This is a genomic window from Pseudolabrys sp. Root1462 (genome assembly GCF_001426945.1).
Taxonomy (GTDB): Bacteria; Pseudomonadota; Alphaproteobacteria; order Rhizobiales; family Xanthobacteraceae; genus Pseudolabrys.
Genome location: NZ_LMFS01000001.1, coordinates 1,818,161 through 1,837,965 on the forward strand (window position 1 = coordinate 1,818,161; position 19,805 = coordinate 1,837,965).

A 19,805-nucleotide genomic window follows, 5' to 3' on the forward strand; every position below is an offset into this window, starting at 1 on the left:
GTCAGGTCTGCCGGAAATACGGCTGGCTTTTCAATTTCAGCAGCAGCACCGGGAACGCCATCAGCAGCGCGCCTGCGATAAACGCCGATAGCGCGGTGCCGAGGGTCAGCCGGCCTTCGGCGTGGGCCCGCGCGAACATGGCGACGCCGAGCGGATAGAAGAACAGGACGGCCGTCGTCAGCCCGGGCGAATAGCGGCCGCGCGTACGCAGAAACGGCCAGACGTGGAAGAACGTCGCGTTGATCAGCATGAGCGCCGCGTAAGCGAGCGGTCCCAGTACGAAGGTCGGCGCCAATTCGGCCCGGGCGAAGCCGAGGATCACGACGACCGCATTGGTCACGTAAAAGTCGGACCACTCGACGGGCAGGCCGACGACCGCGCGGGCCCAGTTGCGCCAATCGAGGCTGAATTCTTCGAGGATGTGGGCGGCGTAGGCGGCGAGCGCCAGCCAGGCGAGCTCGGTGAGCGGCATTCCGGCAAATTATCAGATTCGATAGAATCTCCGTGGTCGCTCAGAGCGGGCCATAGGCCAATACGCAGCGGTACCGTCAGAGGGCAAACGGTATCGCTTGGCGCGATTGACCCGCCGTTGGCGCACAAAGTGTCATTATTTCAACTACTTAGATAGACCGCAAGATTCAATTTGACAAAAGAACAGACCGCGAACTATGTTCTCTCTACGTTCTTGTTGGAGGGTGTCATGTTCAAGATCGTCGTTCAGGAAGCCGCCACGCTCGCCGCCCTGTCGCTCTTCGTCGGCATGGTCGCCATCTGGTCCCAGGTGATTGGAAACCTGTGACCCGGGAATTTTGACCGGCAACCTCTGCAACGGAATGCGCCGGGCTCTGCCTCCCGTCGTACTCCCAAGTTCGTTCTGCGTCCTGTCTGCCTTTGCTGCCTGTTCTGTGTCTGCTGCTTCTGTCCCCTGTGCGTAGCGTAGCCCGCGTCTAGTCATGTCCGGCCGGCGTTCCCCGACGCTTCCGCCGGCATGACGGGTCGGCCTCCGAAGGCCGGTGTCAAAGCCGGTTTCGGAATGCCGGTTTCCAAGTAACGGTCTGGGGATCGGACCGCTGCATGGAACCGGCTGACGCCGGGGTGGGATTGGGGGCGGCTGTGTAAAAGCCGCATAGGCGGCTGCCTTGCCGCCGCGAGGGTGGACGAGGGCGCCGCACGTCCCCACTGTGGGTTGGCCGAGAGAATCATTCCGGCCGCGAACCTCACCTTCTGACTTGCCATCGGACTTGCCAAATGGCCGACCTCGATTTCGTGCATCTGCACGTCCATTCCGCCTATTCGCTGCTCGAGGGCGCGCTGCCGATCGTCAAGCTCGCCGACCTCGCAAAGGCCGATAAGCAGGCCGCCATCGCGCTCACCGACACCGACAACATGTTCGGTGTCCTCGAATTCTCCGAGAAGATGGCGGGCTCCGGCATTCAGCCGATCGTCGGCTGCGCCCTGGCGATCGACTTCGGCGACACCGAGAACGGCCCCCGTGCGACCCTCGCCGCCAATGAGCGCCAGCGCATCGTGCTGCTGGCCGCGAGCGAGGAGGGCTATCGCAGCCTGATGCACCTCAACTCGCGCGCCTTCATGGAGTCGCCGCCGAACGAGCCGCCGCGCGCCAAGTTTGAGTGGCTCGAGGAGGAGCGCGACGGCATCGCCAAGGGTGTGATTGCGCTGACCGGTGGCCCGAGCGGTCCGCTCGACCGCGTCATCGCCGCCGGGCAGAGCCAGGTCGCCGCGGCGCGGCTCGACCGGCTCACCGCATTGTTCGGCGACCGCCTTTACATCGAACTGCAGCGCCATGGCACCGCGGTCGAACGCAGCGTCGAGAAAGTCCTGATCGATCTCGCCTACGACCGCGACATCCCGCTGGTCGCGACCAACGAGCCGTTCTTCGCCAAGGCATCCGATTACGAGTCGCACGACGCGCTGATCTGCATTGCCGAGGGACGCTACGTGTCGGACAGCGACCGGCGCCAGCTCACGCCCGAGCACCGCTACAAGACCCGCGCCGAGATGGTCGCTCAGTTCGCCGACCTGCCGGAGGCGATTGCCTCGACGGTCGAGATCGCCCAGCGCTGCTCGTTCCGCCCGAAGACCCGCAAGCCCATCCTGCCGCGCTTCGCGGCCGGCGAGGCCGCCGACGAAGCGACTGAACTGCGCCGGCAGGCCGAGGCTGGGCTCACCGGGCGCATCGCGACCGCGGGCATCGCCGAGGGTTTCACCGAGAAGGACTACCGGGACCGGCTCGACTTCGAGCTCAACGTCATCGAGAAGATGAAGTATCCCGGCTACTTCCTTATTGTTTCTGACTTTATCAAATGGGCCAAGGATCACGGCATCCCGGTCGGTCCGGGCCGTGGCTCCGGCGCCGGCTCGCTGGTGGCCTATTCGCTGACTATCACCGACCTCGATCCGTTGCGCTTCGGCCTGCTGTTCGAACGCTTCCTCAATCCGGAACGCGTGTCGATGCCCGACTTCGACATCGACTTCTGCCAGGACCGCCGCGAGGAAGTGATCCGCTACGTCCAGGATCGCTACGGCCGCGATCAGGTGGCACAGATCATCACCTTCGGTACCTTGCAGGCGCGCGGCGTGCTGCGCGACGTCGGCCGCGTGTTACAGATGCCCTACGGGCAGGTCGACAAGCTCTGCAAGATGGTGCCGCAGAACCCGGCTGCGCCGATCAGCCTGGCCAAGGCGATCGAGGACGAGCCGAAGCTGCAGGCCGAAGCCGAGAACGACCCGACCGTGGCGCGCGCCTTCGCCATCGCCAAGAAGCTCGAGGGTCTCACGCGCCACGCCTCGACCCACGCCGCCGGCATCGTCATCGGCGACCGGCCGCTGAACGAACTGGTGCCGCTCTATCGCGATCCGAAGTCCGATATGCCGGTCACCCAGTTCAACATGAAATGGGTGGAGCAGGCGGGGCTGGTGAAGTTCGACTTCCTCGGCCTCAAGACCCTGACCACCCTGAAGACCGCGGTCGAACTGCTCAAGAAGCGCGACATTCACATCGATCTCGGGGCCATCCCGCTCGATGACAAGAAGACCTACGAATTGCTGGCCCGCGCCGAAGCGGTCGGCGTGTTCCAGTTGGAAAGCCAGGGCATGCGTCGCGCGCTGCTCGACATGCAGCCTGACCGCTTCGAGGACATCATCGCGCTGGTCGCGCTCTATCGGCCGGGCCCGATGGCGAATATTCCGACCTATTGCGCGCGCAAGCACGGGCTGGAGACGCCCGACTACATCCACCCGAAACTGGAGCCGGTGCTGAAGGAAACCTTCGGCGTCATCGTCTACCAGGAGCAGGTGATGCAGGCGGCGCAATTGCTCGCCGGCTATTCGCTAGGCGACGCCGATCTGCTGCGCCGCGCCATGGGCAAGAAGATCCGCGCCGAAATGCAGAAGCAGGGCTCGATCTTCGTCGAAGGCTGCGCCAAGGCCGGTATCGAAAAGGCGCAGGCCGAGGCGATCTTCGAACTGCTCGAGCGTTTCGCCGATTACGGCTTCAACAAATCGCACGCCGCCGCCTACGCGCTGGTCGCCTATCAGACCGCCTACATGAAGGCGAATTACCCGGTCGAATTCCTCGCCGCGTCGATGACGCTCGATATGGGCAACACCGACAAGCTGTCGGAATTTCGCGCCGAGGCCGAGCGTCTCGGCATCAAGGTCGAGCCGCCGTCGGTCAACCGCTCCGCCGTCGAGTTCGGCGTCGAGGGCAACACCATCATCTACGCGCTCGCGGCGCTGAAAGGCGTCGGTCGTCAGGCCGTGGAGTCGATCCTCGAGGCGCGCGGCAACAAGCCGTTCGCCGATCTCGGCGATTTCGCCGCGCGCATCAACCCGCGTGCCGTCAACAAGCGCGTGCTCGAAAGCCTGGCGCAGGCCGGCGCTTTCGACGAATTCGACAAGCACCGCGCCCGCGTCTTCGGCGCGCTCGACAAGGTCATGGGCATCGCGCAGCGCACGCATGAAACGCAGGCCGTCGGCCAGAACGATTTCTTCGGCGGCTCCGGCAAGGCCGAGCCGATCGCGATGCCGAATGTCGAACCCTGGCTGCCGGCGGAACGGCTCAAGCGCGAATACGAAGCGATCGGTTTCTTCCTGTCCGGCCATCCGCTCGACGATTACGCCGCCGTGCTCAAGAAGATGCGGGTGCAGAGCTGGGCGGAATTTTCCAGAGCCGTCAAAAGCGGCGCCACCGCCGGCAAGGTCGCCGGCACCGTGGTGTCGCGCCAGGAGCGCCGCACCAAGACCGGCAACAAGATGGGCATTTTCGGCCTGTCCGATCCGACCGGCGCCTATGAAGCGGTGATCTTCTCCGAAGGCCTTGCCGAATATCGCGATCTGCTCGAACCGGGGCGCGCCGTGCTCATGGTGCTGTCGGCGGAAGTGCAGGGCGACGATGTGCGCGCCCGCATCCAGTCGGCGGAACCGCTCGACCAGGCCGCTGCCAATCTGCAGAAGGGCCTGCGCGTGTTCCTGCGCGACGGCGCGCCGCTCGAGGGCGTCGCCAAGCGGCTGGAGCCGGTGCCTGCGCGGGCGAGCGGCGCCGGCGAGGTCAGCATGATCCTGATGCTCGCTCAGGGCACGGAAGTCGAGGTCAAGCTGGATGGTCGCTACAAGGTCTCGCCGCAGATCGCCGGCGCCATCAAGGCGGTGCCCGGCGTGGTGCAGGTCGAGGCGCTGTAGGGCCGCGTCGATGGCACGGTGGGCTATGGGTCCCGGGTCTCGCGGCCGTGCTAGCCCGGGACGGGCCCCTCGACCTTGCTTCCCGCGATTCCGACCTATATAAGCCCGGCACATCACTCACGCGGATGGTTGGCTCGCGGTCCCGACAATGGACCGAAAGAGCCGTCCGGTGGCCAGATTTCCTTTGATAATCAAAGGCTAATCCATGGCTCACACACCCTCCGCGGCGGATCAACCGGAGAATATCTATGGCTCTTCCTGACTTCTCGATGCGTCAGCTGCTCGAGGCTGGCGTGCATTTCGGCCACCAGTCGCACCGTTGGAACCCGAAGATGGGTCAATACATCTTCGGCACCCGCAATAACATTCACATCGTCGACCTCGCCCAGACCGTGCCGATGCTGCACGCCGCGCTGCAGGCCGTGTCGGATACCGTCGCCAAGGGCGGCCGCATCCTGTTCGTCGGCACCAAGCGCCAGGCGCAGGACGCCATCGCCGATGCCGCCAAGCGCTCGGCGCAGTACTACGTCAATTCGCGCTGGCTCGGCGGCACGCTGACCAACTGGAAGACGATCTCGGGTTCGATCTCCCGCCTGCGCAAGCTGGAAGAGATCCTGAACTCGGCGGACGCCGGCGGCTACACCAAGAAGGAACGCCTGACGATGCAGCGCGAGCGCGACAAGCTCGACCGCTCGCTCGGCGGCATCAAGGACATGGGCGGCGTGCCGGACCTGCTGTTCGTCATCGACACCAACAAGGAAGACATCGCGATCAAGGAAGCGCGCCGGCTCAACATCCCGGTCGCCGCGATCGTCGATACCAACTGCGATCCGGCCGGCATCACTTACGTCGTTCCGGGCAACGACGACGCCAGCCGCGCCGTCTCGACCTATTGCGACCTGATCGCCAAGGCGGCGATCGACGGCATCGCGCGCGCCCAGGGCGAGCGTGGCGTCGATATCGGCGCCTCGGAAAAGCCGATGGCGGAAGTGGTGCCGGCCGCGCCGGCCTCCGCCGGTCTCGGCTTCGAGCCGCTGCCGGGTCCGCGCGGCGTCGCCGACGACCTCAAGAAGCTGCCCGGCGTCTCGGGCGCGATCGAAAAGCAGCTCAACGACCTCGGCATCTTCCACTATTCGCAGATGGCCGAACTGTCACCGACCGCTGCGCATAATGTCGGCGAAGAAGTCGGTCTGCCGGGCCGCGTCGATGGCTGGGTCGCCAAGGCCAAGTCGATGCTGGCGGAAGCCGAATAACAAATCGAACGGCGCCGGCGCCCCCATCGGGCGCCGGTCTCTCGCTTCCCGGATTGGATGACGTCACCGGCCAAAGTTCTCTTTGCCGGCATTGACGGTCGAAGGATTGAATTGATGGCAAATATCTCAGCACAGATGGTCAAGGAGCTCCGTGAATCGACGGGCGCCGGCATGATGGATTGCAAGGCCGCGCTCAGCGAGACCGCCGGCGACATGGCCGCGGCGCAGGATTGGCTGCGCAAGAAGGGCCTGTCGAAGGCCGCGAAGAAGGCCGGCCGCGTCGCCGCCGAAGGCCTGATCGGCATCACGGTCAGGGGCGCCAAGGGCGTCGTCGTCGAGGTCAACTCGGAAACCGATTTCGTTGCGCGCAACGACCTGTTCCAGGGCCTGGTCAAGATGAGTGCGGACGTCGCGTTCGACGTCGGTACCGATGTCGAGAAGATCAAGGCGACCAAGGTCGGTTCGATCACCGTGGCCGACGCGTTCAACGACACCATCGCCAAGATCGGCGAGAACATGACGCTGCGCCGCGCGGCTGCGGTGGAAGTGTCGAAGGGCGTCATCGGCTCCTACGTGCATACCTCGGTGTCGGAAGGCCTCGGCAAGATCGGCGTTCTCGTCGGTCTGGAATCGCCCGGCAGCACCGACGAGCTCCAGGCGCTTGGCCGTCAGCTCGCCATGCATGTCGCGTCGTCGAACCCGATCGCGCTGGATCCGTCGGGCGTTTCGGCCGACGTCATCAAGCGCGAGAAGGACGTGCTCGCCGACAAGTTCCGTCAGCAGGGCAAGCCCGAGAACATGATCGAGAAGATCGTCGAGTCCGGTCTGAAGACCTTTTACAAGGAACAGACCTTCCTCGAGCAGCCCTTCATCTTCGACGACTCCGGCAAGAAGAGTGTTGCCCAGGCCGTGAAGGAGGCCGAAGGCAAGGTCGGCGGTCCGATCAAGATCACCGGTTTCGTGCGCTACGCCCTCGGCGAGGGTATCGAGAAACAGGAGTCCGACTTCGCCGCCGAAGTGGCGGCGGCCGCGGGCACCAACTGATGAAATGGAGCGGCGGTGCTTTCAAACACCGCCGCTTCCGCAAGAAGAGGGCTGCGGCCGATGGCTGATCCCATCTACAAGCGCGTCATCGTCAAGTTGTCTGGCGAGGCGCTGTCCGCCGACAAGGGTTTCGGCATCGATCAGCCGACGGTCGAGCGCATTGCCACCGATCTTGCGGCGACCGCGAAGCTGGGTGTCGAACTCGGCGTCGTGGTCGGCGGTGGCAACATCTTCCGCGGCGTTGAAGTGTCAAGCCGTGGCGTGCCGCGTCCGGTCGGCGACACCATGGGCATGCTTGCGACTGTGATGAACTGCCTCGTGCTGGAAGCCGCCATCGAGCGCGCCGGCTGCGAGGCGCGCACCCTGTCGGCGCTCGCCATGACCGCTGTCTGCGAGACCTACAACCGCAAGCGCGCGGTCAAGAACCTTGCCAAGGGCCGGGTTGTTCTGCTCGCCGCCGGTACCGGCAATCCGTTCTTCACGACCGACACCACCGCGGTGCTGCGGGCGGCGGAACTGGACTGCCAGGCGGTGCTGAAGGCGACCAATGTGGACGGCGTCTACACCGCCGATCCGAAGAAGGACCCGGCGGCGAAGCGCTACGAGCGCGTCAGTCATCAAGAAGCGATCGAAAAGGATCTGCGGGTTATGGATGGCGCCGCCTTCGCGCTTGCCCGCGAGAACCGGTTGCCTATCATTGTCTTCTCGATGGCGGACAAGGATGCGATCGGGAAGGTTCTGCGCGGCGAGGGGCGTTCGACGCTGGTCGGCTAGTCGAATCTTCGGGTTCGATCTAAAGCCGGCCGGAGGCCAGTGCGGGTTGCCAACCTGACAATTGTCGCGCTTGTTTCCGCGGCGGCTCAAAAAGTAGAGGAAGCGTCATGGCCAATGCCACTCATGACATGAACGAGATCAAGCGCCGCATGGCCGGCGCCAGTGCCGCTCTCAAGACCGAACTGTCGGGTCTGCGTACCGGCCGCGCCTCGGCGCATCTCCTCGATCCGGTGATGGTCGAGGCGTACGGCCAGCAGATGACGCTCAATCAATGCGCCAGCGTCACCGTGCCGGAGCCGCGGCTGATCGCGGTCAACGTCTGGGACAAGTCGTTGGTCAAGGCGGTCGAAAAAGGCATCGTCGATTCCAATCTCGGTCTGTCGCCCGCCACGGAAGGCCAGACCATTCGCCTGCGCATTCCGGAATTGAACCAGGACCGCCGTAAGGAACTGGTCAAACTGGCGCACAAATATGCCGAGGCCGCGCGGGTCGCGGTGCGCCACGTCCGCCGCGATGCGCTCGATACGCTCAAGAAGCTCGAGAAGGATCACGGCAAGGACGAGATCGAGCGCTTTACCGCCGACATTCAGAAGGCGACCGACGCCGGCATCGCCGAGGTCGATCAGTTGCTCGCTGCCAAGGAAAAGGAGATCCTCACGGTCTGAGGTCGCGCCAGCATGTCCGACGCCCCGCATACGCCGATCGCCGCTGCCGATGTGCCGCGGCACGTCGGCATCATCATGGACGGCAATGGCCGTTGGGCGGCATCGCGCGGCCTGCCGCGGGTCGAGGGCCATCGTCGCGGCGTCGAGACGCTACGCCGTACCATCCGTGCCGCGGGCGAGATCGGTATCAAGTTCATCACCATCTTCTCCTTCAGCGCCGAGAACTGGTCGCGTCCGGCGAGCGAAGTCGGTGAGCTGATGGGGTTGTTGCGGCGCTTCATTCGCAACGACCTCGCCGAGCTGCACAAGAGCGGCGTGCGCGTGCGCATCATCGGCGAGCGCGACGAACTCGAACCGGACATTGCCCGCCTGCTCACAGAGGCCGAAGAGCTCACCAAGGGCAACACCAATCTGACGCTGGTGGTGGCGTTCAATTACGGCTCGCGGCAGGAGATCGTGCGCGGCGTGCATCGCGCGATGAAGGCGGTGGCCGAAGGCCGGCTCAAGGCTGACGACATAACCGCCGACACTTTCTCGGGCTTTCTCGACGCGCCCGACATCCCCGATCCGGATCTGATCATCCGCACCAGCGGCGAACAGCGGCTCTCGAATTTCCTGCTGTGGCAGGCTGCTTACAGCGAGTTCGTTTTCGTCCCGACTTTCTGGCCGGACTTCGATCGCGCCGCGTTGGAAGCGGCCATCGGCGAATTTCGCCAGCGCGAGCGCCGCTTCGGCGGCCTCGTCGCCAAGACGGGATCCTGAAATCGTGCGGCCGGTCGACGATGCCGCACATCCGCTCTCTGGGCCGGCTCAGCACGATACGCCTTCCGCTGCGAAAAAAGCCGGCGTCAGCAATCTGGTTCTGCGCGTAGTCTCCGCCGCAGTGATGGCACCCATTGCGCTTGGCGTCGCCTATTGGGGCTCGTGGCCGTTCGCGGTGTTCTGGGCCGCGGCCGGCATTGCGGTGTTGTGGGAATGGATCACTTTGGTCGCCGGACGCGATCATAAGTTGATGCTGTCGTCTTGCGGCGGTGCCGTCGCAGTCGCGGCGGTGCTGGCGTGGCGCGAGCGGCCGCTGGTTGCGCTGCTCATCGTGGCGCTTGGCGCGCTGGCGTCATCGATCGTCGCACCGCGCAAGGACCGCTTCTGGATACTCGCCGGCATCGCTTATGCCGGGACCATGATGCTGGCTCCGATCGTGCTGCGCGGCGAAGAATGGCTTGGCTTCATCGCTATCGTGCTGATCTTCACCATCGTGTGGACGACCGATGTGCTGGCTTATTTTACCGGCCGCGCCATCGGCGGTCCGAAACTGATGCCGTCGGTGAGCCCGAAGAAGACCTGGTCTGGCGCGATCGGCGGCACCCTGGGCGCTATCATTGCAGCGGTTCTTGTCGCCGCGCTGTTCGGCGGCTTGAACAAGACGGCGATTGCAGGACTGGCGCTGGTTCTCTCGGTGCTGTCGCAGGCCGGCGATCTGCTGGAGTCACACGTCAAGCGTCACTTCGGCGCCAAGGATGCCAGCACGCTGATCCCGGGCCATGGTGGTGTGATGGATCGGCTCGACGGCTTCTGGGCCGCCGTGGTCGCAGCGTGTTTGATCGGTTTGTTGCGCGGCGGTCTCGATGCGCCCGCGCGCGGACTGTTGCTGTGGTGAGCGACGTGAACGTGATGGGCAAGGGCGGCTTGGCTTCGCCGAGGGTAGCGCCCGCATCGCCGCGGCAGGTCGCAGTGCGTAGTGTCAGCGTGTTCGGCGCCACCGGTTCGATCGGCGCCAGCACCATCGACCTCATCAAGCGTTCGCCCGAACGTTTCCGCGTCGAGGTGGTGACGGCACACCGCAACGTGCAAGCGCTGGCGCGCATCGCGCGCGAGGTCGGGGCCCGCATGGCGGTGCTGGCCGATCCCGCGGGCTTCATTGAACTCAAGGATGCGCTCGCCGGCACCGGAATCGAAGTCGCGACCGGCGAGGCGGGGCTGATCGAAGCGGCGCAGCATCCGGTCGATTGGGTGATGGCTGCGATCGCCGGCTCGGTTGGTCTGAAACCGACAATGGCGGCTATCGAGCGCGGCGCCACAGTGGCGCTTGCCAACAAGGAATGCCTTGTCTGCGCCGGCGCGCTGTTCATGCGCCGGGCCAAAGCCTCCGGCGCGACCGTGCTGCCGGTGGACAGCGAGCATAACGCGGTATTCCAGGCGCTGGGCGCCGGGCGGCGGGACGATGTCTCCAAGATCATCATCACGGCCTCGGGCGGTCCGTTCCGTACCTGGACGCTCGATCAGATCCGCGGCGCGACCCTTGAACAGGCGCTGCGCCACCCGAACTGGTCGATGGGACCCAAGGTCACCGTCGATTCCGCGACCTTGATGAATAAAGGCCTCGAAGTCATTGAGGCGCACCACCTTTTCAATCTCGGTCCGGACGAGATCGAGGTGCTGGTGCATCCGCAATCGGTCGTCCATGGCATGGTCGAATTCCGCGACGGTTCGGTCGTAGCGCAGCTCGGTCCGCCGGATATGCGGGTACCGATTGCGCATTGTCTGGCCTGGCCGGAGCGCATCGATGGCCCGGTAAATCGCCTCGATCTGGCGGCACTGCGCGATTTGACCTTCGAGAAGCCGGATTTGGCACGATTTCCGGCCTTGGCGCTCGCCTGGCAGGCGATGGCCACAGGTGGGTCGGCGCCGACGGTTCTTAATGCCGCCGACGAGGTGGCGGTCGCCGAATTCATCGCCGGCCGCATTGGCTTCCAGACCATTCCGGCGCTGGTCGAAAAGACGCTCGAAGCGGCTGACAGGCGCGGGCTTCTGGACGAGCCGGCAAGCGTCGAGGCGGCGCTCGCCATTGACCATACTGCGAGAACCCTGGCCCGGGATCTCTTGCTCAATAATGCCGTAAAGGCATTCTAGTCACCTTTGCGCCATATTGGCGCTTCGCGCCTTGGGACGAGGAATTACGATGGGCATTCTGGAGCAACTGGGCGCATTCGGCGGCGGGGCCGCCGGCTATATCGTGCCGTTCCTGTTCGTCCTTACCATCGTGGTCTTCTTCCACGAGCTCGGCCACTTCCTGATCGCCCGCTGGTGCGGCGTCGAGGTCACGGCGTTTTCGCTCGGCTTCGGCCCGGAAATCATCGGCTTCAACGACCGCTATGGCACGCGCTGGAAGCTGTCGGCCATTCCGCTCGGCGGCTATGTGAAGTTCGTCGGCGATGACAACGCCGCCAGCGTGCCAGATTTCGACGCGGCCGCGGCCATGACCGAGGAACAGAAGCAGGGCTCTTTCGCGCATAAACCCGTGTGGGCCCGCGCTGCCGTCGTCGCCGCCGGACCGATCGCCAATTTCATCCTGGCCATCGTGATATTTGCCGGCCTCTTCATGGTCGTCGGCAAGCCGAGCATGCTGCCACGAGTCGATCAGGTGATTGCCGGCGGAGCGGCAGAGGCGGCCGGATTCAAGCCCGGCGACCTCGTGCTGTCGATTGACGGCGAACACATCGGCAGTTTCTCGGACATGCAGCGCATCGTCAGCATGAGCGCTGCTCGTCAGCTCAAGGTCAAGGTCGAACGGGACAAATCGATCGTCACCTTACAGGCGACGCCACAGCTCAAGCGCGACAAGTTCGGCAACGAACTCGGCGTGCTCGGCATCAGCCGGTCCGTCGCGGCCGGCGACATCACGACGCAGAAGTTCGGACCGGGCGAAGCTGTGGTCGAGGGCGCCAAGCAGACCTGGATGATCGTCGACCACACCTTCTCGTACATTGCGGGTATTTTTTCCGGGCGCAACTCCGCCGATCAGCTCGGCGGCCCGATCCGGATCGCCCAGGTCTCGGGGCAAGTGGCCGCCAACGGATTCGGCCCCCTGATCAACCTGGCGGCCGTCCTGTCGGTATCGATCGGGCTGCTGAACCTGTTCCCGATCCCCTTACTCGATGGCGGCCACCTTTTGTTCTACGCCGTCGAGGCCGCCCGCGGCCGTCCTCTGTCGGAAAGGGCCCAGGAAGTGGGGTTCCGCATCGGACTCGCGATCGTTGTCATGTTGATGATTTTTGCAACCTTTAATGACATCCTGCACTTGGCCACCTCATAATCGTTGCCCTGGGGCAACTTGATGAGGGGAAAGGGAAAGTTCGGCCGGCGGTTTCGTTTGCAGTGCTTGCAAAACGCTGTAAAAAGCTCCGACGACGGGCCTTGAGAGTCGGTCGGGCCATTTGCGGTGACGGCCGCAAGGACAATAAAGGGCGCGTTGCGCATGGGACTTTGTGTGCGGGTTGTTCGGGGACTGACCCTCTCTCTGTTGGTCCTCGGTGGAATCCTTGTTGGTTCCGCCGGGCTGGCCGTTTCGGCGTCCACTGTTGCCGTCGCGCAGTCGGCGAATTCCATCGTGGTCGAAGGCAATCGCCGGGTCGAGACGGAGACCGTGCGGTCCTATTTTAGGCCCGGCCCCGGCGGCCGCCTGGGGCCTGCCGAAATCGACGAGGGGCTCAAGGCGCTTTACGCGACTGGCCTGTTCTCGGACGTCCGCATCAACCATGCCGGCGGCCGCCTTGTCGTTACCGTCGTCGAAAACCCGGTCATCAATCAGGTCGCGTTCGAAGGCAACAAGAAGGCCAAGGACGACCAGCTCAAAGCCGAAGTGCAGTCGAAGCCGCGCGGCACGCTGTCGAAGCCGACCGTGCAGGCCGACGTCCAGCGCATTATCGACATCTATCAGCGCACCGGCCGGTTCGACGTCAGCGTCGTGCCGAAGATCATCGAATTGCCGAACAACCGCGTCAATCTCGTGTTCGAAATCAAGGAAGGCGAGAAGACCGGCGTCAAGGAAATCCGCTTCATCGGCGCCAAGGCTTTCTCGTCAGGCCGCCTCAAGGACGTCATCAAGACCGTCCAGACCAACTTCCTGAGCTTCCTGCAGACCACCGACATTTATGATCCGGATCGCGTCGAAGCCGACCGCGATCTCCTGCGCCGCTTCTACCTGAAGCACGGCTATGCCGACGTGCGCATCGTTTCCGCTGTCGGCGAGTACGATCCGGCCAGGAAGGGCTTCGTCATCACCTTCACGATCGATGAGGGTGCGCAGTACCACGTCGGCACCGTCGATGTGATCTCGAACGTGCGCGTGCTCGACCCGTCGCTGCTGCGCAGCAAGGTCAAGCTGTCGCCCGGCAACGTCTATAATGCCGATCTCGTCGAGAAGAGCGTCGAGGGGATGGCCATCGAAGCGGCGAAGAACGGCTATGCCTTCGCCAACGTTCGCCCGCGCGGCGAGCGCAAGCCCGAGACCCACACCATCAATCTCGCTTTTGTGGTCGAAGAGGGCACGCGCGCCTACATCGAGCGCATCAATGTTCGCGGCAACATCCGCACGCGCGACTACGTCATCCGCCGCGAATTCGATATCGGCGAGGGCGACGCGTATAACCGCGCGCTGATCGACCGCGCCGAGCGCCGGCTGAAGAACCTCAACTACTTCAAGACCGTGAAGATCACGACCGAGCCAGGCTCGGCCCCCGACCGCGTCATCGTCAACGTGAACGTCGAAGAGCAATCGACCGGTGAATTCTCGATCGCGGGCGGTTATTCGACGGCCGACGGCTTCATTGCCGAAGCCAGCGTCGCCGACCGCAACCTCATGGGCCGTGGTCAGTTCGCCAAGGCGGCGGTGACCTGGGGTCAGCGCACCCGCGGCGTCGAGTTGAATTTCGTCGAGCCGTACCTGCTTGGCTACCGCATGGCGGGCGGCGTCGATCTGTTCGCGCGCAAGAATGATGCGTCGAACTCGGTCTCCTACGACATCACGACCTACGGCACGAACCTGAAGCTCGGCTTCGCGCTCACCGAAGAGCTGTCCTTCGCGCCGCGTTACTCGATCTATCGGCAGGAAATCACCCTGCCGGACCAGTACAATAACTGTATCTCGACCTCGACGGCGATGTTCTCGCCAACCCCGGCGGGCTTCCATTCGCACACGCCCGGCGCGGTGCGGCCCGGCGACGAGTGCTACAGCGACGGCGAAGCTTCGCTGGCGGTTCGCAAGGAACTGGCCAACGGTCCGGTGACTGTGTCGATGCTCGGCTACACCACCGCCTACAACACGCTCGACAACAACAAGAACCCGACCAGCGGCCTCTATGCCGAACTGAAGCAGGACTATGCCGGCGTCGGCGGCGACGTGAACTTCATCCGCACCACCGCTGAAGCCCGCACCTACTACGAAGTGGTGCCGGATGTGGTCGGCGTCCTGAAGGTCCAGGGCGGCAACGTCTCGGGCTGGGGCAGCAAGGATCTGCGCATGCTGGATCACTTCCAGATGGGTCCGAACCTCGTCCGCGGCTTCGCGCCCAGCGGCCTCGGTCCGCGCGATCTGACCGCTGGCACCAACAACGACTCCCTCGGCGGCACGCACTTCTGGGGCGCCAGCGTCGAATTCCAGACGCCGCTCTACTTCCTGCCGAAGGAAATCGGGATCAAGTTCGCCACCTTCGCCGATGCGGGTAACGTCTGGGGCTATGAGGGACCGACGTCGTGGAACGTCACCGGTGAAACTCTCAACGTCGGCCTCGACGGCATCAGCAAGACTCGCGCCTCGGTGGGTGTCGGTTTGATCTGGGATTCGCCGCTCGGACCATTGCGCTTCGACTTTGCCTACCCGCTGAAGAAGTACTGCGAGAACTCCCCTGGTGGTGGCGAAGTTTGCGACCGCACGCAGGTGTTCCGGTTCGGCGGCGGCACGAAGTTCTAATCGTAGCTCCGCCGAAAGAGCCGGGCGACACGGAAGTCTGGATCCGGCGGGATCGCGGCATTATTGGCTGTGATCCCGGCCGGCCCCTGCAGTGGGTGTCGGACTTTCAGCGTGGCATGGCGGCAAGAGCAAATGAGCGAGCCGGTATTCCTCCGCGAGTCGGGCGGTCTGACGCTTGATGAAATCGTGCAGCTGACGGGCGCCAAAGCGCCCGACGGCGCTGTTGGCAGCCGGCGGATCGTCAATGTCGCCGCTCTGGATCGCGCTTCGCCCTTCGATATTTCATTTTTCGACAACAAGAACTTCGCCAAGGATGCAGCGGTCAGCCATGCCGGGCTGTGCCTGACGCGGCCCGAGCTCGTTTCGCTGCTGCCGCCACGGGTGACCGCCTTGACCGTGCGGGACCCTTTCCGCGCCTTCGTGCTGGTGTCGCGGGCTCTGTTCCCCCATGCACTGCGCCCTGTGTCGCTCGCGTCGTCCGGCGCCACCGCGGGCGCACACATCCATGAGACCGCCCGGCTCGAAAGCGACGTCATCGTTGAGCCCGGTGCCGTTATCGGCAGCGGCGTGGAGATCGGCAGCGGCACCGTGATCGGCGCCAACGCGGTGATCGGCACTGGCGTGCGCGTGGGCCGGGATTGTTCCATCGGCGCGACCACCGTGCTCAGCAACGCACTGATCGGTGATCGCGTGATCATCCATCCGGGCTGCAAGATCGGTCAGGACGGTTTTGGCTTCGTCATGGGCGGCGGCGGCCATCTCAAGGTCCCACAAGTCGGCCGCGTCATCATTCAGGACGATGTCGAGATCGGTTCCGGGACGACCGTTGACCGGGGGGCAATCAGGGATACGGTGATCGGCGAGGGCACCAAGATCGACAACCTGGTGCAGGTCGGCCACAATGTGTCCATAGGACGGCATTGCGTCCTGGTGGCTTATGTGGGTATTTCCGGCAGCGCGACGCTGGAAGATTTCGTTGTTTTTGGCGCCCGGGCCGGTGCGGTTCCAAGCGTTACCGTCGGCGAGGGTGCGATGATCGCGGCCAGCAGTAATGTCGCGACCGATGTTCCACCCGGCGTGAAATGGGGTGGTTCGCCGGCCAAGCCGATGCGGCAATGGTTGCGGGAAATCATGTTGGTCAAACGGCTGGCGCAGGCCAAAGGCGATGACGCTGCGGCTGCCGATGAGTGAGAATATTAGGATGGATACTATTGCCACGACGCTCGAGGCGGCCGACATCGCGACAGTGATGGAGCTGTTGCCGCATCGCTATCCGTTTCTTTTGGTCGATCGCGTTGTAGATATTCGTTCGGACGAATATGGCTGCGGCATCAAGAACGTCACGATCAACGAGCCGCATTTTCAGGGGCACTTCCCAGGCAATCCGATATTCCCCGGTGTGCTGATGATCGAAGGCATGGCGCAGACTGCGGGCGTTCTGTGTATTGCCGCGACGTCGTCGCGCCAGCCCAAGTCGGTCTACTTCCTCACCATCGACAATGCCAAATTCCGCAAGCCAGTGCGTCCCGGTGACACGCTCAAATATCACATGACGCGCACCGCGCGGCGCAAGGACATGTGGTGGTATCACGGCGTCGCCAAGGTCGGTGACGTTGTCGTGGCCGAGGCAGACCTCGGCGCGATGATCTCCGACCGCTAGGCGCCTCGAAGGCATCATCATGGGCGATCCTAAGGCCGATCCCGGCGCCGCGTCGGCAACCGACATCGATCCAACGGCGCGCGTCGCGTCCGGCGCCGTTATCGGCGCGGGCGTGCGCATCGGACCGTATTGTACCGTCGGTCCCGACGTGAAACTCGGCACCGGCGTCCGTCTCGTCTCGCATGTCAGCGTGACCGGCCATACCTCGATCGGCGAGCGCACCGTGGTTCAGCCGTTCACGTCTCTCGGCACGGCCCCGCAGTCCTTTGGTTATCGCGGCGGCCCTACGACGCTGACGATCGGCGCTGAATGCGACATCCGCGAACACGTCACCATGAACATCGGCACGGAGGATGGCGGCGGCGCCACCACCGTCGGCAACAAGTGTTTCTTCATGGTCGGCAGCCATGTCGGCCACGACTGCCACGTCGGCAATAACGTCGTCGTCGCCAACAACACGCTGCTCGGCGGCCACGTCGAAGTCGGAGATTTCGTCGTGTTCGGCGGCGGTGCCGCGGTGCGTCAGTTCGTGCGGATCGGCGAGGGCGCCATGCTGGTCGGCCTCTCTGGTATCCGCGCCGACGTCATTCCGTGGGGCATGGCGCAGGGCCCGCTCGCCTTTCTGGTTGGCCTGAACGTGGTCGGCATGCGCAGGCGCGGCAAATCGAAAACCGATATTCATGCCCTGCGTTCGGCCTATCGCGCACTGTTTTTTGGTGACGGCGAATTCCGCGATCGCCTGCCTAAGGTCGAAGCCGAATTCGGCGGCAGTCCGCTGGTCGATCGCATGTTCGAATTCATCCGCGCCGGCAAGCGGCCGCTGACCATGGCGAGCCATCGCGATGAGGCGGACGGCGAGCCATGAGCGTCGTCGTGGCCGCGCCGCAAGACGGACCGCTGGCCATGATCTGCGGCGGCGGCAGCCTGCCGATGGCGGTTGCCGACCTGGTCCGCGCTCGGGGCCGGGAGGTCGTGCTGTTTCCGCTGGTGGGTGCCGCCGAGGGATTGCCGGTCGAGCGCTATCGGCATCACTGGATCTATATCGGCCAGATCAGCAAGTTCATGAGACTTGCCCGCGCCGCCGGTTGTCGCGACGTCGTCTTCATCGGCGCGGTGATCAGGCCGTCGCCGTGGCACACCCGTTTTCAGCTGCGCGACCTTTTGTTGTTGCCGCGCGCGCTCAAGGCGTTCCGCGGCGGCGATGATCATCTGCTGTCGGGCATGGCCCGGCTCCTGGAGGACGAAGGTTTCACGCTGCGCGGGGCGCATGAGGTGGCGCCGCAGATTCTCGCACCCGAAGGCGTCATGGGCGCCGCTCAGCCGGGCGAAGCCGATCGCACCGATACGGCGTTCGGCATGGCCTATCTCGATGCAGCGAGCCCATACGACATCGGTCAGGCGGTGGTGGTCGCCAATCGTCACATCCTCGCTGTCGAAGCGGTCGAAGGCACCGATCAGATGCTGACGCGGGTCGCCGAACTGCGCAGCAACGGCCGCATTCGCGCGGCCAAGGGTGGCGTTCTGGTGAAGGCGCCCAAACGCGGGCAGGACCGTCGCTTCGACCTGCCGTCGATTGGACCGCAGACCGTTGAGGGCGCCGCGCGCGCCGGCCTTGCCGGCATCGCCGTTGTCGGTGGCGCCACCGTTGTCGCCGAGGCCGACACGCTTGTGGCGAATGCAGATCGGGCCGGTATCTTCATTCTCGGCTTGCCGCCGGGGTCATCGCCATGACGGCGGTGGCCCGCAAGCCGCAGGTCTATTTGGTCGCGGGCGAGGATTCCGGTGACCGGCTCGGCGCGGCGCTGATCCGCGCGCTGCGCCGGGCCCGCCCCGACATCGAATTCTCGGCGGTTGGCGGCAGCCATATGATCGACGAGGGCGTGCCAAGCCTGTTTCCGCTCGGCGAGCTGGCCATTATCGGCTTTGCCGCGATCGCCAGGAGCCTGCCCGCCATCCTCAAGCGCATCACACAGACGGCCGACGCCGTCGTCGCGGCGAAGCCGGATCTGCTCGTCATCATCGACAGTCCGGAGTTCACGCACCGTGTTGCCCGCAAGGTGCGAGCCCGAGCGCCGGAGATTCCAATCATCGACTATGTCTGCCCGTCGGTGTGGGCGTGGCGGCCGTGGCGGGCGCGTTCGATGCGCGCTTATGTCGATCATGTGCTGGCGCTGCTGCCGTTCGAGCCGGAAGCCATGGCGCGGCTCGGCGGGCCGCCGACCGATTTCGTGGGTCATCCCTTGGGCGAGCAGGTGAGCGAACTGCGTCCTGAGGCGGGGCCGGCCAGCCGCCTCACGGGACAGCCCCTGCTTCTGGTCTTGCCCGGGAGCCGTTCGGGCGAAGTCCGACGCTTGGCGGACGTTTTTGGCGCGGCGCTGGGCCAGCTGGCGGCCCGGGTCGGGCCGTTCGAGGTGACCGTGCCCACCGTGCCGCGCCTGGAGGCTGTCGTCCGCGAATCCGTGGCGCGTTGGCCTGTCCCGGCCCGGATTGTGACCGAGATCGGCGATAAGCACGCCGCGTTTCGACGCGCGAGGGCAGCCCTCACCAAATCCGGCACGTCGACCCTCGAACTGGCCCTGGCGGGGGTGCCGATGGTGGCGGGCTATCGGGTCTCGCGGCTGGAGGAGTGGGTGGCCCGTCTCATGATCAAGGTGCCGTCCGCGATCCTCGCCAACCTGGTCCTTGGGGAGAACGTCGTCCCTGAGTTTCTGCAGCAGGACTGTACGCCAGAGCGGCTCGCTGGGGCCCTGGCGCCGCTCATGAGCGACACGCCGGAGCGGCGGCGCCAGGTTGAGGCCTGCGCCGGGCTCGACCGCATCATGGGCCTCGGGCAGGGCGCACCGAGCGACCGAGCGGCCGCCATCATACTGGCGGCGCTGCCCGAATTTAACCTTGAACCCCGCGAAAAAGTAGCATCCGGTCCGCGGACGGCGTAGTTTGAACTTTCCGTTCCACACGTT

The 19,805-nt window shown here is 64.6% G+C and carries 16 protein-coding genes; 15 read left to right on the forward strand and 1 reads right to left on the reverse strand.

The features are described from left to right. Nucleotide 1: 1 nt before the first annotated feature. The gene (locus ASD45_RS09015) at nucleotides 2-472 is read right to left on the reverse strand and encodes an HXXEE domain-containing protein (protein WP_056911183.1); all 471 of its coding nucleotides are present in this window, start codon (nucleotides 470-472) and stop codon (nucleotides 2-4) included. Nucleotides 473-1,248: 776 nt separating this feature from the next. Between ASD45_RS09015 and dnaE the strand changes: the two genes are divergently transcribed. From dnaE to lpxB, 15 genes are all read left to right on the forward strand, one after another. Continuing rightward, entirely contained in the window at nucleotides 1,249-4,701 is a 3,453-nt protein-coding gene (gene dnaE, locus ASD45_RS09020) for a DNA polymerase III subunit alpha (protein WP_056911184.1), read from the forward strand. Nucleotides 4,702-4,949: 248 nt separating this feature from the next. Further along, nucleotides 4,950-5,954: a 30S ribosomal protein S2 gene (locus ASD45_RS09025; RefSeq protein ID WP_056911185.1), complete on the forward strand. Its 1,005-nt coding sequence runs from the start codon at nucleotides 4,950-4,952 to the stop codon at nucleotides 5,952-5,954. 114 nt (nucleotides 5,955-6,068) lie between these two features. Beyond that, a complete protein-coding gene (tsf, locus tag ASD45_RS09030; protein WP_056911186.1) occupies nucleotides 6,069-6,998 on the forward strand; it encodes a translation elongation factor Ts in 930 nt (309 codons plus the stop codon). Between the two features lie 60 nt (nucleotides 6,999-7,058). Then, the gene (pyrH, locus tag ASD45_RS09035) at nucleotides 7,059-7,772 is read left to right on the forward strand and encodes a UMP kinase (RefSeq protein ID WP_056911187.1); all 714 of its coding nucleotides are present in this window, start codon (nucleotides 7,059-7,061) and stop codon (nucleotides 7,770-7,772) included. A 107-nt stretch (nucleotides 7,773-7,879) separates the two neighbouring features. After that, a complete protein-coding gene (frr, locus tag ASD45_RS09040) occupies nucleotides 7,880-8,437 on the forward strand; it encodes a ribosome recycling factor (protein WP_056911188.1) in 558 nt (185 codons plus the stop codon). 12 nt (nucleotides 8,438-8,449) lie between these two features. Beyond that, the gene (locus tag ASD45_RS09045) at nucleotides 8,450-9,199 is read left to right on the forward strand and encodes an isoprenyl transferase (RefSeq protein ID WP_056911189.1); all 750 of its coding nucleotides are present in this window, start codon (nucleotides 8,450-8,452) and stop codon (nucleotides 9,197-9,199) included. Nucleotides 9,200-9,203: 4 nt separating this feature from the next. Further along, entirely contained in the window at nucleotides 9,204-10,094 is an 891-nt protein-coding gene (locus ASD45_RS09050; RefSeq protein WP_156380775.1) for a phosphatidate cytidylyltransferase, read from the forward strand. 14 nt (nucleotides 10,095-10,108) lie between these two features. Then, on the forward strand, nucleotides 10,109-11,347 hold the full coding sequence (gene dxr, locus ASD45_RS09055) for a 1-deoxy-D-xylulose-5-phosphate reductoisomerase (protein ID WP_056912672.1): 1,239 nt from the start codon (nucleotides 10,109-10,111) through the stop codon (nucleotides 11,345-11,347). Between the two features lie 49 nt (nucleotides 11,348-11,396). After that, nucleotides 11,397-12,530, forward strand: a complete 1,134-nt coding sequence (gene rseP / locus ASD45_RS09060) for an RIP metalloprotease RseP (protein ID WP_056911191.1) — start codon at nucleotides 11,397-11,399, stop codon at nucleotides 12,528-12,530. A gap of 162 nt (nucleotides 12,531-12,692) precedes the next feature. Then, nucleotides 12,693-15,185, forward strand: coding sequence for an outer membrane protein assembly factor BamA (gene bamA, locus ASD45_RS09065; RefSeq protein WP_082540735.1), 2,493 nt, complete (start codon nucleotides 12,693-12,695; stop codon nucleotides 15,183-15,185). Nucleotides 15,186-15,317: 132 nt separating this feature from the next. Continuing rightward, nucleotides 15,318-16,376, forward strand: a complete 1,059-nt coding sequence (lpxD, locus tag ASD45_RS09070; RefSeq protein WP_056911193.1) for a UDP-3-O-(3-hydroxymyristoyl)glucosamine N-acyltransferase — start codon at nucleotides 15,318-15,320, stop codon at nucleotides 16,374-16,376. 10 nt (nucleotides 16,377-16,386) lie between these two features. Continuing rightward, the gene (fabZ, locus tag ASD45_RS09075) at nucleotides 16,387-16,845 is read left to right on the forward strand and encodes a 3-hydroxyacyl-ACP dehydratase FabZ (protein ID WP_056911194.1); all 459 of its coding nucleotides are present in this window, start codon (nucleotides 16,387-16,389) and stop codon (nucleotides 16,843-16,845) included. Nucleotides 16,846-16,864: 19 nt separating this feature from the next. After that, nucleotides 16,865-17,710, forward strand: a complete 846-nt coding sequence (lpxA, locus tag ASD45_RS09080) for an acyl-ACP--UDP-N-acetylglucosamine O-acyltransferase (protein ID WP_056911195.1) — start codon at nucleotides 16,865-16,867, stop codon at nucleotides 17,708-17,710. Then, complete coding sequence (lpxI, locus tag ASD45_RS09085) at nucleotides 17,707-18,576, forward strand: UDP-2,3-diacylglucosamine diphosphatase LpxI (protein ID WP_056911196.1); 870 nt, start codon at nucleotides 17,707-17,709, stop codon at nucleotides 18,574-18,576. The genes lpxA and lpxI overlap by 4 nt, the downstream gene beginning before the upstream one ends. Next, nucleotides 18,573-19,781, forward strand: a complete 1,209-nt coding sequence (lpxB, locus tag ASD45_RS09090; protein WP_056911197.1) for a lipid-A-disaccharide synthase — start codon at nucleotides 18,573-18,575, stop codon at nucleotides 19,779-19,781. The genes lpxI and lpxB overlap by 4 nt, the downstream gene beginning before the upstream one ends. Nucleotides 19,782-19,805: the final 24 nt, after the last annotated feature.

Excerpts from the sequence above, each read along its gene's own strand:
- lpxD (WP_056911193.1), top strand. The coding sequence starts at position 15,318 with ATGAGCGAGCCGGTATTCCTCCGCGAGTCGGGCGGTCTGACGCTTGAT.
- bamA (WP_082540735.1), top strand. The coding sequence starts at position 12,693 with ATGGGACTTTGTGTGCGGGTTGTTCGGGGACTGACCCTCTCTCTGTTG.
- rseP (WP_056911191.1), top strand. The coding sequence starts at position 11,397 with ATGGGCATTCTGGAGCAACTGGGCGCATTCGGCGGCGGGGCCGCCGGC.
- fabZ (WP_056911194.1), top strand. The coding sequence starts at position 16,387 with ATGGATACTATTGCCACGACGCTCGAGGCGGCCGACATCGCGACAGTG.
- tsf (WP_056911186.1), top strand. The coding sequence starts at position 6,069 with ATGGCAAATATCTCAGCACAGATGGTCAAGGAGCTCCGTGAATCGACG.
- ASD45_RS09015 (WP_056911183.1), bottom strand. The coding sequence starts at position 472 with ATGCCGCTCACCGAGCTCGCCTGGCTGGCGCTCGCCGCCTACGCCGCC.
- frr (WP_056911188.1), top strand. The coding sequence starts at position 7,880 with ATGGCCAATGCCACTCATGACATGAACGAGATCAAGCGCCGCATGGCC.
- ASD45_RS09025 (WP_056911185.1), top strand. The coding sequence starts at position 4,950 with ATGGCTCTTCCTGACTTCTCGATGCGTCAGCTGCTCGAGGCTGGCGTG.
- lpxB (WP_056911197.1), top strand. The coding sequence starts at position 18,573 with ATGACGGCGGTGGCCCGCAAGCCGCAGGTCTATTTGGTCGCGGGCGAG.
- ASD45_RS09045 (WP_056911189.1), top strand. The coding sequence starts at position 8,450 with ATGTCCGACGCCCCGCATACGCCGATCGCCGCTGCCGATGTGCCGCGG.
- dxr (WP_056912672.1), top strand. The coding sequence starts at position 10,109 with ATGGGCAAGGGCGGCTTGGCTTCGCCGAGGGTAGCGCCCGCATCGCCG.
- dnaE (WP_056911184.1), top strand. The coding sequence starts at position 1,249 with ATGGCCGACCTCGATTTCGTGCATCTGCACGTCCATTCCGCCTATTCG.
- lpxA (WP_056911195.1), top strand. The coding sequence starts at position 16,865 with ATGGGCGATCCTAAGGCCGATCCCGGCGCCGCGTCGGCAACCGACATC.
- lpxI (WP_056911196.1), top strand. The coding sequence starts at position 17,707 with ATGAGCGTCGTCGTGGCCGCGCCGCAAGACGGACCGCTGGCCATGATC.
- pyrH (WP_056911187.1), top strand. The coding sequence starts at position 7,059 with ATGGCTGATCCCATCTACAAGCGCGTCATCGTCAAGTTGTCTGGCGAG.